General features: G+C 38.3%; 12 protein-coding genes and 1 riboswitch. Of the genes, 9 read left to right on the forward strand and 3 right to left on the reverse strand.

The features are described 5' to 3' along the window. Positions 1-119: 119 nt before the first annotated feature. Together ACA100_RS07170 and ACA100_RS07175 are read left to right on the forward strand one after the other, a co-directional pair. The gene (locus ACA100_RS07170) at positions 120-602 is read left to right on the forward strand and encodes a MarR family winged helix-turn-helix transcriptional regulator (protein ID WP_481077025.1); all 483 of its coding nucleotides are present in this window, start codon (positions 120-122) and stop codon (positions 600-602) included. A gap of 15 nt (positions 603-617) precedes the next feature. Then, positions 618-1,253 carry a peroxiredoxin-like family protein gene (locus ACA100_RS07175; protein WP_481077026.1) on the forward strand — a complete coding sequence of 212 codons (636 nt, stop codon included), beginning with the start codon at positions 618-620 and terminating at the stop codon, positions 1,251-1,253. 82 nt (positions 1,254-1,335) lie between these two features. On the opposite strand, the gene metH is transcribed toward ACA100_RS07175, so the two are convergent. Then, positions 1,336-5,004, reverse strand: coding sequence for a methionine synthase (gene metH / locus ACA100_RS07180; protein ID WP_481077027.1), 3,669 nt, complete (start codon positions 5,002-5,004; stop codon positions 1,336-1,338). A gap of 99 nt (positions 5,005-5,103) precedes the next feature. Beyond that, positions 5,104-5,206, reverse strand: a riboswitch (SAM riboswitch). A gap of 161 nt (positions 5,207-5,367) precedes the next feature. Between metH and uriH the strand changes: the two genes are divergently transcribed. The 3 genes from uriH to ACA100_RS07195 all read left to right on the forward strand — a co-directional run bounded on the left by uriH (position 5,368) and on the right by ACA100_RS07195 (position 8,322). Next, on the forward strand, positions 5,368-6,321 hold the full coding sequence (gene uriH, locus ACA100_RS07185) for a uridine-preferring nucleoside hydrolase UriH (RefSeq protein ID WP_481077028.1): 954 nt from the start codon (positions 5,368-5,370) through the stop codon (positions 6,319-6,321). After that, positions 6,311-7,699 carry a uridine transporter UriT gene (uriT, locus tag ACA100_RS07190; RefSeq protein WP_481077029.1) on the forward strand — a complete coding sequence of 463 codons (1,389 nt, stop codon included), beginning with the start codon at positions 6,311-6,313 and terminating at the stop codon, positions 7,697-7,699. The genes uriH and uriT overlap by 11 nt, the downstream gene beginning before the upstream one ends. A gap of 125 nt (positions 7,700-7,824) precedes the next feature. Beyond that, the gene (locus tag ACA100_RS07195; protein ID WP_481077030.1) at positions 7,825-8,322 is read left to right on the forward strand and encodes a copper resistance protein NlpE N-terminal domain-containing protein; all 498 of its coding nucleotides are present in this window, start codon (positions 7,825-7,827) and stop codon (positions 8,320-8,322) included. On the opposite strand, the gene ACA100_RS07200 is transcribed toward ACA100_RS07195, so the two are convergent. Continuing rightward, on the reverse strand, positions 8,319-9,257 hold the full coding sequence (locus tag ACA100_RS07200) for an SMI1/KNR4 family protein (protein ID WP_481077031.1): 939 nt from the start codon (positions 9,255-9,257) through the stop codon (positions 8,319-8,321). The genes ACA100_RS07195 and ACA100_RS07200 overlap by 4 nt on opposite strands. A 75-nt stretch (positions 9,258-9,332) precedes the next feature. After that, positions 9,333-10,442 (reverse strand): site-2 protease family protein, encoded by a 1,110-nt coding sequence (locus ACA100_RS07205; protein WP_481077032.1) that lies wholly within the window; start codon positions 10,440-10,442, stop codon positions 9,333-9,335. Between the two features lie 181 nt (positions 10,443-10,623). Between ACA100_RS07205 and ACA100_RS07210 the strand changes: the two genes are divergently transcribed. The 4 genes from ACA100_RS07210 to ACA100_RS07225 all read left to right on the forward strand — a co-directional run bounded on the left by ACA100_RS07210 (position 10,624) and on the right by ACA100_RS07225 (position 17,775). Next, a complete protein-coding gene (locus tag ACA100_RS07210) occupies positions 10,624-11,319 on the forward strand; it encodes a M15 family metallopeptidase (protein ID WP_481077033.1) in 696 nt (231 codons plus the stop codon). A 21-nt stretch (positions 11,320-11,340) separates the two neighbouring features. Then, on the forward strand, positions 11,341-12,561 hold the full coding sequence (locus ACA100_RS07215; RefSeq protein ID WP_481077034.1) for a DUF819 family protein: 1,221 nt from the start codon (positions 11,341-11,343) through the stop codon (positions 12,559-12,561). Positions 12,562-12,700: 139 nt separating this feature from the next. Further along, positions 12,701-14,965, forward strand: a complete 2,265-nt coding sequence (locus tag ACA100_RS07220) for a Tex family protein (protein WP_481077035.1) — start codon at positions 12,701-12,703, stop codon at positions 14,963-14,965. 56 nt (positions 14,966-15,021) lie between these two features. Beyond that, complete coding sequence (locus tag ACA100_RS07225) at positions 15,022-17,775, forward strand: AAA family ATPase (protein WP_481077036.1); 2,754 nt, start codon at positions 15,022-15,024, stop codon at positions 17,773-17,775. Positions 17,776-17,780: the final 5 nt, after the last annotated feature.

The raw sequence follows: 17,780 nt of genomic DNA on the forward strand, positions 1-17,780 counted from the left end.
GAATAGCCTTGTGATATCGCAGGGCTATTTTTTTATCTATGATTATATTGACAAATTCTACATTTAAACTAAAATGCCTATCAATAGTACGTGTACTTACTAATTTTAAAAGAGAGATCATGTTAGCGCAAAAACACACAACATTTATTGATTTAATTCGAGATAGAGATGCAGTTGATGTAAGTAAAATCACTTTATGCATGGAGTTACTATCTATTACGGATGCGATTGATAAGTCGTGTGCAGAAAAATTGGAGCTGCATCAGCTATCAGAATCTAGATTGTTGTTATTAACTTTGTTGAATGAAAAAGGTGCGTTAACACCACAAGCAGCCGCTGAAATGTGCGGTGTGACGAAAGCAACCATGACGCAGCAGATTAATACACTGTTTAAGTACCAATTGATTGATAAAGAATCTGTGTTGGAAGATCGCAGAAAATATCTACTAAAAATCACAGAAAAAGGGCAACAAGTGATTGCACAGGCTTTATTAGAACACACTCAGTGGATTGAAAAATTGACTGATTCGTTCAGCATCCAAGAAATGAGTCAGTTCAGTGAAATATTAGAAAAGATTAATCAAAATATAAATAAAAATTAAGGGATCAAGATCATTATGGCATTACGTGAAATATTAAAAAAAATTCAGGGTGAAATGACAGAGCAGATGCCCAGCGAGTTTATTGAAGCATTTGGCGAAAATTTGAATCAATTGATAGAGCAAAATATTACAGCCAAAGCTTTAACGATTGGTGATCAAGCACCTGATATTACAGTTGTGGATACAGAAGGCAAAGAGATTAAATTGTATGATTTATTGAAAAATGCGCCTGTGATCATTAACTTTTTCCGTGGCAATTGGTGCCCTTTTTGTATGGCTGAATTGGCAGATTATCAAGAGTCAATTGAGCAATTTAAACTCCCTTCAGAACAATTTTTATTCGTTTCACCACAAATGCAAATTTACAGTGCAGAGCTGAAAGCAGAGAAGAACTTTGATTTGACTTTGATTGCTGATCAGCATAACGAAATTGCGCGCCAATTTGGTTTAGTGTTTGCTTTGGATGATAATGTTAGAGAGATTTATAAGAAAATTGGTGCGGATTTATCCACCATTAATGGCGATGATTCTTTTGAATTACCAATTCCAGCAACTTATGTGATTGCACCTTCTGGCAAAATCACTTATGCATTTGTGGAAACAAATTACATGATGCGAGCAGAGCCGCGAGATGTATTGGCGTTGATCTGATCTAAAATCTCAATTGATCAATGGCTAAGTATCTTAATACAGCATCGCTCTCTACGAGAGCGATATTTTGTGATTGTATAGATTACTCATCATCTGGCTCATAGCCCAAATTCGGGGCGAGCCATTTTTCAGCTTCTTTCAATTCCCAACCTTTGCGTTTGGCATAATCTGCCACTTGATCACGGCCAATTTTCCCGACGCCAAAATAAGTAGCCTCAGGATCAGCAAAGTAAAAACCTGATACAGAGGATTGCGGATACATCGCATAGCTAGATGTTAAGCTCATGCCGATTTCTTCTGGCTTTAATAACTCCCAAATTGTGCCTTTTTCTGTGTGTTCAGGGCAGGCAGGATAGCCAGGTGCAGGGCGAATGCCCACATATTCTTCACGAATTAAGGCTTCGTTATCCAAGGTTTCATCTTTTGCATAGCCCCATAAACTTGTGCGCACTAATTTATGGAGATATTCTGCAAAGCTCTCCGCAAAGCGATCTGCCAATGCTTTGAGCATGATGGATGCATAATCATCGTGTTTTGCTTCAAAGGCTTCTAAATAAGGCTCTATGCCCAATCCTGCTGTACAGGCAAATGCACCCACATAATCTTCATTGCCCACAAAATCAGCGAGTGAACGATTAGGCTTGCCTTGCGGGCGCGCAGTTTGTTGGCGAACATGATGGAGCTTTGTCAATATTTCTGTGCGGGATTCATCCGTATATAAAATCGTATCTTCACCTGCATTACTCGCTGGGAATAAACCTATGCGAGCTTTTGCAGTGAGCCATTTTTCATCTAGAATTTTAGAAAGCATCGACTTGGCATCCGCATAAACTCTACGGGCTTCTTCTCCCACAACTTCATCTTCTAAAACGCGCGGGAATTTACCATGCAATTGCCAAGATGAAAAAAATGGTGTCCAATCAATGGTATCAACCAACTCATGTAAATCCACTGTGATCTCATGAATGCCCAATTTCAATGGTTTGATTGCATTTTGTGCAATGGTGGCATGATTAGCTTTGGCATCCTCAAAGGGAATTAAATCTACTTTTTGCTGGCGGGATAAATAGAGTTCGCGGCGATTAGCATAAAGTGCTTTAGTATCCGCCACAAATTGATCGCGCAGTTCAGGGCTGATTAAGGATTGTGCAACACCCACAGAGCGAGAAGCATCCTTCACATAGACGATGCCATGATCATAATTGGGATCAATTTTAACAGCAGTATGGGAAAGGGAAGTGGTTGCTCCGCCAATCATCAAAGGCGTTTTAAAGCCAAGGCGCTGCATCTCTTTTGCCACATGCACCATTTCTTCTAAAGATGGCGTGATTAAACCAGATAAACCAATCACATCTACATTTTCTTTAATGGCTGTATCCAATATCGTTTGGCAAGGCACCATAACGCCGAGATCAATCACTTCAAAGTTATTGCATTGCAAAACAACGCCCACGATGTTTTTACCAATGTCATGCACATCGCCTTTGACAGTCGCGAGCAAGATTTTGCCATTGGATTCATGAGTTTCGCCGCTTGCAGCTTTCTCTTCTTCGATGAATGGCACCAAATATGCTACTGATTTTTTCATCACGCGCGCAGATTTAACCACTTGTGGTAGAAACATTTTGCCATCGCCAAATAAGTCACCCACAATGTTCATGCCCGTCATTAATGGGCCTTCGATCACTTCGATGGGGCGATCAAATTGTTGTCTTGCCTCCTCAGTATCTTCGATGATGTAAGTATCAATACCTTTGACAAGTGCATGGGTTAAGCGCTCTTGAATGGGCAATGTGCGCCATTCTAAATCCTCTTTTTTACCTGAACTACTTTCTTGCCCCGCGTATTCTTGGGCAATTTCTAAAAGTTGTTCACCTGCTTCTGGGTGAGTATTTAAAACGACAGCTTCTACAGCGTTCCGAAGTTTTTCAGGGATTTCATCATAAATTGCCAATTGCCCAGCATTGACAATGCCCATGCTCATGCCTTTTTGAATCGCATGATATAAAAACACCGCATGAATCGCTTCACGAACTAAGTTATTGCCACGAAATGAGAAGGAAACATTAGAAACACCACCAGAAATATGCACATAAGGTAGATTTTTGCGAATCCATTGTGTGGCATTGATGAAATCTACTGCGTAATTGGCATGCTCTTCAATCCCTGTTGCGATGGCAAAGATATTTGGGTCAAAGATGATATCCTCAGCAGGGAAGCCAACTTTTTCTGTTAAAACTTGGTAAGCACGGGCACAGATTTCTGTTTTACGCTCATAAGTATCTGCTTGACCATCTTCATCAAATGCCATCACAACGGCAGCTGCACCATAGCGTTTTAATAATTTTGCATGTTCAATGAATAGTTCTTCGCCTTCTTTGAGAGAAATTGAGTTAACAATGGCTTTACCTTGTACACATTTTAAACCTGCTTCTAAAATCTCCCATTTGGAAGAATCTAGCATGATTGGCACTTTAACAATGTCAGGCTCGCCAGCAATGAGATTCAAAAACGTGATCATGGCTTGCTTGGAATCGAGCATGCCTTCATCCATATTGATGTCGATGATCTGAGCGCCATTTTCCACCTGTTCACGGGCGACGGATAAGGCTTCAGCATAATTGCCTTCTTTAATGAGGCGCTTGAATTTGGCAGAGCCTGTAATATTGGTACGTTCGCCAACATTCACAAATAAAGATTGACCAGCTTCAATGTTGCAAGCTTCTAAACCTGATAAGCGTGTGATCTTTTTGATTTCAGGCAGTTGTCTTGGTGCATAATTTTCTACTAATTTTTTAATGGCAGCGATGTGTTCTGGCGTTGTGCCACAGCAACCACCCACGATATTGATTAAGCCAGATTCTGCCCATGATTTCATGGATTCGGCCATTGCATTGGCCGTTAAGTCATATTCACCAAACGCATTCGGTAAACCTGCATTGGCATGCACTGAAATAGGATATTCGGAGATGCGAGATAATTCTTCTAAATAAGCACGGAGCATATCAGGGCCAAGGGCGCAGTTTAAACCCATAGAAAATGGTTCAGCATGGCGAAGTGAATTGTACATGGCTTCTGTGGTTTGGCCTGATAATGTTCGGCCAGAGGCATCAGTAATGGTTGCGGAAATCATCACAGGCAAACGAATATTGCGTGCCTCAAACACCGATTCAATGGCAAAGATCGCTGCTTTCGCATTCAAAGTATCAAAAATCGTTTCCACCATGATGATGTCCGAACCACCATCGATTAATCCATTGATCGCTTCTGTGTAACCTTCCACTAATTGATCAAAGGATGTATTTCTGAAAGAGGGATCATTCACATCAGGCGATATGGATGCTGTTTTACTGGTTGGCCCGATTGTTCCCGCCACAAATCGGGGATTTTCTACCGTTGAAAATTCATCGGCTGCTTGTTTGGCTAATTGTGCACCAATAAGATTAAATTCATAGGCAAAATCTTCCATGCCGTAATCAGCAAGGGACATACTTGTGGAGTTGAATGTATTGGTTTCAATGATATCCGCACCTGCTTCTAAATAAGCACGGTGAATATTGAGAATAATTTCAGGTTGCGTTAAAGAGAGTAGATCATTGTTACCTTTGAGATCTTTGTGCCAATCTTTAAAACGCTCACCGCGAAATGCATTTTCATCCAATTTATGTTTTTGGATCATCGTCCCCATTGCGCCATCGAGAATCAAAATTCTTTCAGAAAGCAGTTGTGACAGACGCAAACAATCATCCATTTTATTACTCCTTAATCCAGCAAAAATCTTTATTTGTGGCATTAAAAAAGCCAACACTCTTCAATTTTTATCAAGAATGTTGGCCTTAGAATCCAATTCATCTTATCTCTCAAGCATGATACTTGCGGGAGTTAGCACCTTAAACTTATGTTCAGGTTGCTGGGTTTCACAGGGCCGATCCCTCCACCACTCTTGATAAGTGTTCTTTGCAGAACGAGGTTTTATTATTAGCATGTTTCCTAAGAAATGCAAAGATAAAAATATAATTTTATGACATGAATATATTTTCTACAGATAGAGAAATACTATTGCTAGAAACTAGGATATGATAGGAGTGCTTCTAAACAATATAAGGTAAGAATGATGACCAAAAAAATAATTTTAGATTGTGATCCAGGCCATGATGATGCAATTGCGATTTTATTAGCGCATGGTAATCCAGAGATTGAGTTATTAGCAGTGACAACAGTGGTTGGTAACCAAACCTTAGCAAAAGTGACGCACAATGCGTTGGCAATGGCTAAAGTTGCAAATATTGTGGGCGTACCATTTGCAGCAGGTTGCGTTCGACCGTTGGTGAGAGAAGTGGAAATTGCACCTGATGTGCATGGTGAATCAGGTTTAGATGGCCCTGAATTACCAACGCCAACATTAGAATTAGATGCGCGCCACGCTGTGGATTTGATCATTGATACAATTATGAGTCATCCGCCCAAAACTGTGACCATTGTGCCTACAGGCGGTTTAACAAACATTGCGATGGCGGCAAGAAAAGAGCCAAAAATCGTAGAGCGTGTGAAAGAAGTCGTATTGATGGGCGGCGGTTATCATGTGGGTAACTGGAGTGCTGTAGCAGAGTTCAATATTAAAATTGACCCAGAAGCTGCGCACATTGTATTCAATGAAAAATGGCCATTAACAATGGTGGGATTGGATTTAACGCACCAAGCATTGGCAACGCCAGAAGTGGTGGAAAAAATCACTCAAGTCGGTACAAAGCCAGCAAAATTCGTGTTAGAGCTTTTAGAATGCTTCGGTAAAATGTATAAAAAGGCGCAAGGCTTTGATTATCCGCCTGTGCATGATCCATGTGCGGTTGCTTATGTGATTGATCCAAAAGTTATGACAACGCAAAAAGTTCCTGTGGATATTGAATTAACAGGTACTTTGACATTGGGTATGACAGTTGCAGATTTCCGCAATCCGCCAGAACCTGATTGCCATACACAAGTGGCGGTTAAATTGGATCATACTTATTTTTGGGATCTCATCGTGGATGCGTTAGAACGTATTGGCGAGGTTGATTATGATCAATAATCCTCCACTTAAGGAGAAAGCCAATGTAGTGCCACTTATGGTGGCACTTTTAATGGCATGTATGGCATTTCAGCTCAATGCCAGCATGCTCAATCCTGTATTGGTAACAATTGCCAACAGTTTAGAAACTTCGGAAGCAACGGTTAGTTTAACGCAAACGGCATTTTTTATGTCTGCTGCGTTATTCTCAATTTTTATCCCGCGCTTGAGTGATATTGTGGGGCGTCAGAAAGTCTTATTTACGCTGACGGCATTGACAACGGTGGGCGGAGTATTGGCGGCATTGGCACCTAACATCGAGATCTATTTCTTATCTCGTGTGATTCAAGGGGTTTCTGGTCCTGTTGTGCCATTGTGTTTACTCATGCTTCACCACGAAGTAAAAGATCCTAAACAGTACGGCATTTTGATGGGCATTATCACAGCGGTTAATGGTGGTATTGCAGGGATTGATGCATTTTTAGGTGGTTATATTGCAACGCATTATGGCTTTAGACCTGTATTTTGGTTCATTGTAGTGGTGGGATTATTAACATTGCCTTTCATTCTAAAAGGCGCGCCAGAATCCAAACCGAACGCAGGCCAAAAAATGGATTGGTTGGGCGTTGTTTTCTTGGTTACAACATTGGCAGGTTTCTTAACAGCATTGAACTTCTCAAGCAATATTCCATTAGTGATTGGTGCGGTGATTGCGGCTTTAGTCTCTTTTGCATTATTTGTGCAAACAGAGAAAAAAGTCATGAATCCACTCGTAACCATTGCGGATCTCAAAAAGCGTTCAACATGGGCATTATTGTTAACGACAGTATTAACCATGACAGGTATTTTTGCGATCGTGAATGGTTTGGTGGTTTCTTTTGCACAAAATAAAGAGATTGGTTATGAATTAACTGCTAATGCAACGGCAATTTATCTTTTAGCGCCTTATGCATTAATTGGTTGGTTAGTTGGACCATTTATGGGTAAATTAGCACCTGTTTATGGTTATAACCGAATCTTGCGTGTGGGTTTAATTGGCAGTGTGGCTGGCATTGTTGCATTAATGTATTTAGGTTTAAGCACATTGGCCATCTTAATTGCGGCGACGATCTTTATTGGTGTAACTTATGCAGGTACAGCTAATATCATGTTGAATGGTTTGGGCGTTGTGTTATCACCAAAAGATAATCCAGGCTTTTTGCCAGGCATGAATGCAGCAGCATTCCACATTGGTGCCGGCTTAAGCTTTGCATTATTACCAGCAATGCAAACTGTAAGTAAAACGCCTATTGGTGGTTATTTTAACGGCATGTTATTGGGTTTATGCATCACAATATTGGCATTTTTTGTGTCATTCTTGATTCCAAAACCTGTAGATGCAGAAGTTGCGAATGCATAATTAAATATAAATTGATCAATAATCCTGCTTCGGCAGGATTTTTTTATTGCACTCAATCAATAACGCTGCGAGTATTATTTGTTACCATTGGTAGATTATTTTGAATATCCATAGAGCGCTATAAAATGATGAGAGCATTTATCTTGGGCATGATTTTAACAGGCATTGCGTTAGTTTCTTTCAATGTCATCATGCAAGGGAAACCATCGGTTAAAATGGAAATTATCCAAGTGGATGATGCCATTGTTGATCCTGATAAAATCCCCAAATTCAATGAACAAAATATACCGAAAAAGGGCATTGAACATAATGGTACTTATGAAGGTATGTTGCCATGTGCTGATTGCAAAGGCACTAAAATCACGCTGAATTTAACAGATGGGCATTACAGTCAAACAGTGACAAGAATCGGCGTTGCCAGCAATTTAGATGAATTTCATACAGGCTTATATCAATGGGATGAAACAGGTGAAAAACTTCAATTAGATCTGCCTGCAAAGAGTAAATATAAATTTGTGGATGGCAATCTCCAACAATTAAACATGAATGGTATAGGTTGTTTGAGTATAGATGGCAATCCATTCATATTGTATAAACTCAATGAGAGCAAGCTTGATCGCTAGATTTTCTCTTTTTTATCTATTAAATGTTTATAAAGACTGAATATATAGGTTGCAGGGTATGATTCACTATAATCGCAGTACATACTTTTTGATTCTGAATAGAGGTTGCATTGTAACCAAACTTTGTCATCTTGTGCTTTGATATTAATGAGCACGACGGCTTTAGGATGTGCAAGGATGGGCAACCATTGATTTCTAGGTAATGATATTGGCGTTTGGATCTCATTACCATCATTATCATATGAATATTCCATTGGTGGATAGCTACGGATTAAATCTTGCCACATTGTATTATGCTCTACGAAATCCACATGATTACTAGGTGCAATGTAATGATCTTGACTACCGTTGGCCATGTTATAGAGTTCGGCCAAATCTTTTGGCATTGTGATTTTGAAGGCATGCTCAAAATCAGAGCGCTCTGATGGTGTGATGGGAGGATTTAAAAGCTTTAAGTCTTTAAGTGTTTCATAGGATTGATATTGGGTAGTTTTGATCTGATCTGTCCATGATGTAATGCCATGATAAAAATATAAGCCAGCACCAATTAATGGTGTAAATAACAATAAGTAAACGCTCAATAATCCAGCTCTTTGGGCTTTTGTCATCGTCACCTCACTAATGTTTAAATAAACATTTTTGATATAAGCGAGCTGAATTTTGGTAGTTTTTTTGGGAAATTTTGTTTTAACTGCTTCTATGGATGTCACTAATAGTGCTTGATTATTCATTGTCATATATTGAGGGCTTTGCTTAATTTGCTGCACAATTTTATATAAAGCCATATCTCTCTCGAGCGAGAAGAGCGGTAAAGCAAATAGAAACAGTAGAAACATTGGTAGATCTAATGTGAAAACGATTGCCATGCCCAATATTGTGGTCATGATGACAATGGTGCGATAGAGTTTAATGAAACGATTGGGGATTAAATTCACTAAAATATGTCCGCCATCCATAGGCAAAATTGGCAATAAATTGAAATAGTTGATGATGAATAAAAAGATAATGATCTATGATAAATGGCTGAAATCTAGGTAAAGTTCAGGTTTGAAATACAGCAAGGCAGATAAGATCAATCCTAAAATGATGCCAGGTAAAGGTCCCCACATTGCGATCCATGCTTGTTGATATTGATTATATTTTTGGGGAATGCCCGTTGTTACACCGCCCAATAATGGCACAGCTGCGAGATCAACATTTTTATAGCCGCACTTCTTCATGGCAAAGTAGTGCCCAAATTCATGAAACATGATGACGAATAATAAAATGGCGCCTGTTTCTATATCGAAGATGAAGTAAGCAGCGATTAAAAATAGAATACAACTGAATATAGGAAAGAATATTTTGAGTTTTAAGGGGATTTTCTTAAAATTCAGCATTTGTTCTTGCATTTGATGGAATTCCACCATGCGCTCTGTGGGTGTATCTTGATCTTTGATTAATTGCTTTAAGGGTTTAAATATATTTTTAAACAACGGTTGCCAGCCTTTCCAAGTTAATACATATTGCTTTTGGTTAGGATCATCTATGATTCTTTTCTCTTCAATGAGCATGGCATATCGTTTTTTTATATCTAGCCAATGGGCGGCGATTGCTGATGATGTCATTGAAAAATTGATGGATTGTTTGGCTGATTTTAAGCGTTCTAAATGATGAAAAATCACCTCTTCAATATTCACCAAATCAACAATGTCCAACTGAGTATCTGACGTTTGTTCTAACATGGATGTTGCCATATTGGTCGTGTGAATCCATGTATTATTTTCAGTAGGTGTAATGCAAGATAGATACAGGATATTGGGCATATCAATGCTGGCTGAAGGTTGCACGCTGATCATCGTTTGGTATTTAGGATCAAAATAAAATGCAAGATATGCTTGTGCAAAATAGCGATTGGGCATCGCTTCAGATTCAATTTTAAACCACAATGGGCCTAAACAACCTCTAGCTTTGAGTTTTTCATGGGTTGGCACAAATAGATCCTGAGAATAGTCAGGAAAGAAGTCTTTAGGTAATTGAGTAATCTGTGGGTAGGCAATAGAGGCAGCGCTCATCTCTTTGATCAGATTGACAATGGCGGAATAGACTATAAACAATACCAAAGCGATTACAAAAATCATGCCAAATCCTCAATTGTTATTAATATTATTGTACTTAACTTTACTTTTACTCTGTGTTTAATTCTATCATTGATTGTGTTCTATAAATTAGAACAAAATAATTTAAAAATTTTTGTTGTTATTTTGTAATCTTTTGCATAGTGTAATTCAATTTGTCAACATCGCAGTATAAGAGGGTAACATGAGTTTGGTTGATCGAGCGATTCCTGTATTAACAACGCCAAATTGGTCGGAAATTTACACGGGAAAGATTGTCGAAAGTCAGGATAAGTTGGTTAAGGTCGATAGGAAAGGGAAGATTTTTTGTCAATCTTTCTATTATGAGAGCAAAATTGAAGGTTCATTGCCTGATATCTGGTTACGCGAAAGTGTTGCAGAAAAGCTACAAATTGTTGTGGCATCTTTACCAGAATCAATGGGCGTTATTATTTTAGATGGTTGGCGCCCTTATGCGGTGCAAAAAGCTTTACGCGATAGCGTTGGTGATGTGATTCACACACAAGAACCTAATTTATCTCAAGCAGAATTTGAAGCACGTTTAAGTGAATTTGTGGCAGAACCTAGAACACAAAAGGATTCCCCAAGTCCGCATTTAACTGGTGGATCTGTGGATTTAACTTTGTGCGATTTATCAGGCAATGCATTGGATATGGGCACAGAGTTTGACAGTCCAGAAGAAGATTCATGGACAGCGTCTTTTGAAAAGGCAGGAAAATCAGTAGAAATTCGTGATCGTCGTCGCATTTTGTTCAATGCAATGAAAGATGCAGGTTTCACTAATTTGCCAACCGAATGGTGGCATTTTGACTATGGCAATCAATCGTGGGCACATTATAGTCAATCAAACTACGCAATTTATACAGCTGCGAGTTTATAAAATAATCATTGAGGAGAGAGTATGGAAACGTGGATATCTGCCGATAATACCATTGGTTTATGGGCATTTTTACTGATTGCAGCAACAACATCCATTGTATTAGAGCAAAAATATCAATGGGCTGCGAAATTATCAGGTGCAGTGATCGCTTTGATCATTGGTTTGGCTGCAACGAATTTGAATTTAGTGCCACAAGATACAGCAGTTTATGATGCTGTTTGGGCTTATATCGTGCCGTTAGCGATTCCTTTGTTGTTATTTCATGTGGATATTCACGCAATTTTTAGAGAAAGTGGCCGCTTATTGGCAATTTTCTTATTAAGTTCGATTGGTACTGTATTTGGCGTGATCATTGCATTCTTTGCTTTGAAAAACTATATCCCAGAGCTGGATAAAGTGAGCGCGATGATTGGTGCAACTTATACTGGCGGCGGTGTGAACTTTGCGGCGATGGTTGGTAAATATGAACCAACAAAAGATATCGTGGCTGCAACAACTGTTGCCGATAACTTAGTGATGTCAGTTTACTTTATTATGCTGATCTTGATTGCGAGCATGGGCTTTTTCCGCCGCAAATATAAAACGCCTTTCATCAATGTGTTTGAAAAAGATGCGGCAGAAGGCAACCATAGCCAAACAGTTGCAGAAGCTTATTGGCAGCCAAAAACAATTGGTTTGAAAGATATTGGTATCTCGATTGCTGCATCTGCTTTATTGGTTGCATTAGCATTTAAAATATCTAGTTTATTGAAAGCATTTTTTGGCGCGCCTGCTTCTATCTTTGAAGAGATTTTATTCGGTTTAATCACTGATAAATACTTATTGTTAACAACCTTTACATTGGTTGCACTGTTAATTTTTAGAAAACAATTTGCAAAATTACATGGTGCACAAGAATTAGGAACTTATGCGATTTATTTATTCTTCGTAGTCATCGCAATGCCTGCATCTATCGCATTAATCATACAGAAGGCGCCGATCTTATTTGTATTCGTAGCAATTGTGATGATGGTGAATTTACTCTGGTCATTGGGCGTTGGTAAACTCTTTAAATTCACATTAGAAGAGATCATTTTGGCATGTAACGCTAATGTTGGCGGCCCGACAACTGCTGCGGCAATGGCAATTAGTCAAGGTTGGAGAAGTTTAATTGGCCCAATCTTAGTTGTTGGTACAGTGGGCTATATTACAGGTAATTATATTGGAACTTTGTTATACATCTTCTTATCGAAATTGATGTAATTGTCGAAATTCTAAATTTTATAGAGATCCCGCAAAATATGCGGGATTTTTTTATGCATTGCAAATAGCCATATTGTGCCAATCATTGGTAATTCTGCTAAAATCCAGCCTTATTGATAAAAATTAGGATACAAATAATATGCTTTCAATTGTAGATATCATCGCGGGCGAAATTAACGCCAAAGCTAACCAAGTGAATGCGGCTGTTGATCTGTTAGATGGCGGTGCAACGGTGCCGTTCATCGCGCGTTACCGTAAGGAAGTCACAGGCGGATTGGATGATACACAATTGAGAACATTGGATACACGTTTGGTTTATTTGCGTGAATTGACGGAGCGCCAAAAAACGATTTTGGAATCCATTCGTTCACAAGATAAATTAACGCCAGTTTTAGAAAATAAAATCCTTAATACATTAACAAAAACAGAATTGGAAGATATTTATCTACCATATAAACCAAAGCGCAGAACCAAAGCACAAATTGCGCGTGAAGCAGGTATTGAGCCTTTGGCAATGACGATTCTCACTGAATCCCCCAACATTGACCCTGAAACATTGGCGGGGCAATTCATTAATAAAGAGGCAGGCTTTGAAGATGAAAAAGCAGTGCTGGATGGCGCACGTTTTATTTTGATCGAGCATATGTCAGAGCAAGCGGATTTAGTGGGTAAATTGCGCCAATTTGTTTGGGATGAAGGCGTGATTGTAGCTTCTGTGGATGAAGCTAAGAAAACAGCAGCGATTAAATTCTCCGATTATTTTGAATTCCGTGAGCCCATTAAAACCATTCCATCGCATCGCGCTTTGGCATTATTGCGCGGTAAAAAAGAAGACTTATTGAATGTGGATTTGATCCTGCCTGATAACTCTTTAGAAATTCCACAAGTGATGATGGCGGAGTATTTTGGCTTGAAAGATATGCATAAATGGATGAGCGACACGATCCGTTTATGCTGGCGCTCAAAATTGTTCTTATCATTAGCATTGGAACAACTTGGGCAAATGCGTGATGATGCGGATGATGAAGCGATCAAAGTATTTGCGAAAAACTTAAAAGATCTATTATTGATGGCGCCAGCGGGTAGTAAAGCGATCTTGGGCTTAGATCCAGGGCAACGTACAGGTTGTAAAGTGGCTTGTGTGGATGTGACGGGCAAAGTGCTCGATACAGCTGTGATTTATCCGCATGCACCGCAAAATCAATGGAATCAAGCTTTGGCAATCTTAGAAGCTTTGTGTAAAAAGCATGATTTAACATTGGTTTCCATCGGTAATGGTACAGCTTCACGCGAAACGGATAAATTGGCACAGGAATTGTGCGAGCGTATTCCGAACTTAAAGAAAATCGTGGTGAGCGAGGCGGGTGCTTCTGTTTATTCGGCTTCTGAACTCGCAGCTAAAGAATTCCCTGATATGGATGTTGCGCTCCGTGGTGCGGTTTCCATCGCGCGCCGATTGCAAGATCCATTGGCGGAGCTTGTTAAGATTGATCCTAAATCCATCGGTGTTGGTCAATATCAGCACGATGTGAACCAAGCGCAATTGAATAAAAGCTTAACGGCGGTGGTTGAGGATTGTGTGAATGCGGTGGGCGTGGATGTGAATACTGCATCTTCTGCATTGTTGACTTATATTTCAGGCTTAAATGCGACGATTGCGCAGAATATCGTAGCTTATCGTGATGAAAATGGTGCTTTCAGCAATCGTAAAGCTTTGAAGAAAGTACCACGTTTGGGTGATAAAACTTTTGAACAAGCGGCAGGTTTCTTGCGCATTTTTGGTGATAATCCGCTCGATCGTTCATCGGTGCATCCTGAAGCTTATCCTGTGGTTGAGCGTATTTTAGCGAAAAACAACACAACGATGGATCAAGTGATTGGCAATGCAAGCTTCCTCAAAGGCTTAAAAGCGAGTGATTATACTTGTGAGCAATTTGGCTTGCCAACGGTGTTGGACATCATTAAAGAGCTTGAAAAGCCTGGGCGCGATCCTCGTCCTGAGTTTAAAACTGCGACGTTTAAAGATGGCATTGAAACCATTAAAGATTTGAAAGAAGGCATGATGCTTGAAGGCGTAATTACAAACGTTGCTAACTTTGGTGCATTTGTGGATATCGGCGTACATCAGGATGGTTTAGTGCACATCAGCGCTTTGGCGGATCGCTTTGTAAAAGATCCGCATGAAGTTGTGAAAGTGGGTGATATTGTAAAGGTTAAAGTGATCGAAGTGGATGTGCCACGTAACCGAATCCAGCTCACAATGCGCTTATCGGATGACATTAACCAAGTGAAAAACAATGCACCAAAAGGCAATGATCGCAAAGCGGGCTTTAATCAGAAACATGTGAAAGAAGCCCCAAGTAATAATCCATTTGCGGCTGCGCTCGGCGGCTTGAAGAAGTAAGAATTAATTGAAAGCATCATAGTGATATGGTGCTTTTTGATATAAGGATAAAAAATATGACAAATAATGATATTGAGAATCATAAAAAATCAGACGAAGGATCAGGTGTTTATTGGTATGTTGGTGCATCTTTTGAAGAAGGTGATCAAACAGAAAGATTTATAAATAATGGCATATGGGAAAATGGCTATACAGATAAGAATTTAGATCTTGTTCGATCTATGAATATAGGTGATACCATTCTAATTAAAAGCACCTATACGCGTAAGTATGATCTCCCTTTTGATAATCGTGAGCATAGCGTCTCAGTGATGTTAATTAAAGCTATTGGCACTATTGTTGAGAATTATGGTGATGGTCGAACAATAAAAGTCGATTGGGGACAAGGTGTTTTATCTAAAGATGAATGGTATTTTTATACCTATCAGCCAACTATCTGGAAGGTAACGGCTGAAAATTGGAAGAAAAAAGCATTAATAGATTTTAGTGTGAATAATATTCCACAAGATATTGATCGATTTAGAAATCATGGATCTTGGAAAGACCGTTTTGGCGATGTTGATAAATCATCTCAAGCATTTGAATGGACAGTTTTTTACGAGGAATTAGCAGAAAAATTATTACAGTACAAGGATAATCGAAAACCTCTTGTTGAATTTGTATTACAGTTGGCAGAAAGGTTCTCTTTATCATATATGCAGGGTAAAGATCTACAAGATATTTGTCCTTTTACAGTCTTTGGACTGTTTAATAGAAAAATGACAAATAATAATAGAACTAAAATTGCACAAGAATTGGCAGATTTTCTACAGGTTTCCATTACAGCACCTGCTTCATTTGATGGTATTCCAATACTAAATAATTTAAATTCATGGTTTTTTGCTTCCGAAGAAGAAAGAGAGCCAGAAGACATTAATCAATTATGGAATGTATTTGAATTGGCGCAAATTAATTTACATGATGAAAGTGAAAAGTTTAAAATTCAAGATGAATTATTAGAGCAATATGATGTTGTTACTAATCAAAAACAGATAGGGTGGAAATTATCTATAGGTTTATATTGGATTAGACCTTGGAATTATCTTCCTTTAGATGAGCAAACACGGTGTTACATTAAAGAAAAATTACAGCTTAAAATTTACACGAGCAGCTCTAAGCAACGATGTACGGGCGCAGAGTATTTTGATTTATTAGGCACTTTAGATAATTTATTTCAAGAAGATGATTATCCCGTCCATTCATTTCCAGAGTTATCTTTAGAAGCATATGGCGGGCAAGTTGGGAATAATAGAGAGTCTAGTGCGGATGAAGTCATAGGGGAATCAACAAAAGAAATATTAAATAAATGTGAACTTGCTAATGTGGTCTTATACGGTCCACCAGGAACAGGAAAAACATATAAAACTGTAGAAGAGGCTGTTGCCATTTGTGATCCTGCATTTCTTGCATCTATCAAAAATGAAGATGGTCATATTTTTGATCGTGACAGTTTAAAAGCTAGATATGATGCGTTAATTCAAAATAAACAAATATCTTTTGTGACATTTCATCAAAGCTTTAGCTATGAGGATTTTGTTGAAGGTATTCGAGCTAAAACAGAAAATAGGCAAATTGAATATGATATTGAAGATGGTGTTTTTAAAAAAATTAGCCAATTAGCAAGTCAAAAGATTTTGACCAATGTTTGGAAATTATCTTTTGTTGGTCAAAAAAATATAGAAAAAGAATGTTTGGACAATAATTATATTTTATTGCGTTATGGTAATAATTTAGGTCAGTGTGATGATAAAGTTGTCGATACTAAATATCGTCAAGATATGGAAAACTATTTCATGGATGAAATGCAAGTTGGCGATCTGATTTTGGTTGCGGATGGCATCAATAAAATTCGTGCAATAGCTGAAATTACTGGTGAAGCAAAACTATTAGATAATATCAATCGAGATACATATATCACTAAACGTAATGTTAAATGGTTGGAAAAATTTGATCCATCTATTCCTTATAGTGATTTATTAACGCAAAGTTTTGGTAAGGATGCTCTGTATCCAATTAGCCAAGAAATTTTGATAGAGGAAAAATTTAAGGAACTATTGAACTATCAATTTAGACATGTTGATAAGAAAAACTATGTCTTAATCATTGATGAAATTAACCGAGGAAATATTGCCAATATTTTTGGTGAATTGATCACATTATTAGAACCAAGCAAGCGCGCAGGGAATCATGATGCTCGATCTGTGATTTTGCCATATTCTAAAAAAACATTCTCTGTGCCAAATAATCTATATGTGATTGGCACAATGAACACATCCGATCATTCACTAACTAAATTAGATTTGGCACTACGTCGTCGTTTTGAATTTGTGGAATTATTGCCTAATTATGAGCTATTGAATAATATTGAAGTTCATGACGTTAATATTGGCGAAATACTCAAAATCATGAATAATCGCATTGAAATTTTATTAGGGCGTGATTATCTCATTGGGCATAGTTATTTCTTGGAATTAGAAGGTTTAACAGAAGATCAACAACAAGAAAAATTAGCCAATATCTTCAAAAATAAAATCATTCCATTGTTGCAAGAATATTTCTTTGAGGATTGGGAACGAATTCAATGGGTTTTGAATGATCAAAATAAATCTCAGCAATATCAGTTTGTTCATTTACTAAGTGAGATTAAAAAAGATGATATTGAACGATTATTCAAAAAAGTTGATGGATTAGCATTAACTGATCGTCGTTATCAGATTAATGAAAATGCATTTAAGGAAGCAGAAGCTTACTCAAAAATTCTTGCTGAGTAATGATT

Source organism: Wohlfahrtiimonas sp. XWW7, from assembly GCF_056716055.1.

What these genes read in the sequence shown, in the direction of transcription:
- uriH (WP_481077028.1), top strand. Translation starts at nt 5,368, where the DNA reads ATGACCAAAAAAATAATTTTAGATTGTGATCCAGGCCATGATGATGCA.
- ACA100_RS07195 (WP_481077030.1), top strand. Translation starts at nt 7,825, where the DNA reads ATGATGAGAGCATTTATCTTGGGCATGATTTTAACAGGCATTGCGTTA.
- ACA100_RS07215 (WP_481077034.1), top strand. Translation starts at nt 11,341, where the DNA reads ATGGAAACGTGGATATCTGCCGATAATACCATTGGTTTATGGGCATTT.
- metH (WP_481077027.1), bottom strand. Translation starts at nt 5,004, where the DNA reads ATGGATGATTGTTTGCGTCTGTCACAACTGCTTTCTGAAAGAATTTTG.
- ACA100_RS07225 (WP_481077036.1), top strand. Translation starts at nt 15,022, where the DNA reads ATGACAAATAATGATATTGAGAATCATAAAAAATCAGACGAAGGATCA.
- ACA100_RS07210 (WP_481077033.1), top strand. Translation starts at nt 10,624, where the DNA reads ATGAGTTTGGTTGATCGAGCGATTCCTGTATTAACAACGCCAAATTGG.
- ACA100_RS07205 (WP_481077032.1), bottom strand. Translation starts at nt 10,442, where the DNA reads ATGATTTTTGTAATCGCTTTGGTATTGTTTATAGTCTATTCCGCCATT.
- uriT (WP_481077029.1), top strand. Translation starts at nt 6,311, where the DNA reads ATGATCAATAATCCTCCACTTAAGGAGAAAGCCAATGTAGTGCCACTT.
- ACA100_RS07175 (WP_481077026.1), top strand. Translation starts at nt 618, where the DNA reads ATGGCATTACGTGAAATATTAAAAAAAATTCAGGGTGAAATGACAGAG.
- ACA100_RS07170 (WP_481077025.1), top strand. Translation starts at nt 120, where the DNA reads ATGTTAGCGCAAAAACACACAACATTTATTGATTTAATTCGAGATAGA.
- ACA100_RS07220 (WP_481077035.1), top strand. Translation starts at nt 12,701, where the DNA reads ATGCTTTCAATTGTAGATATCATCGCGGGCGAAATTAACGCCAAAGCT.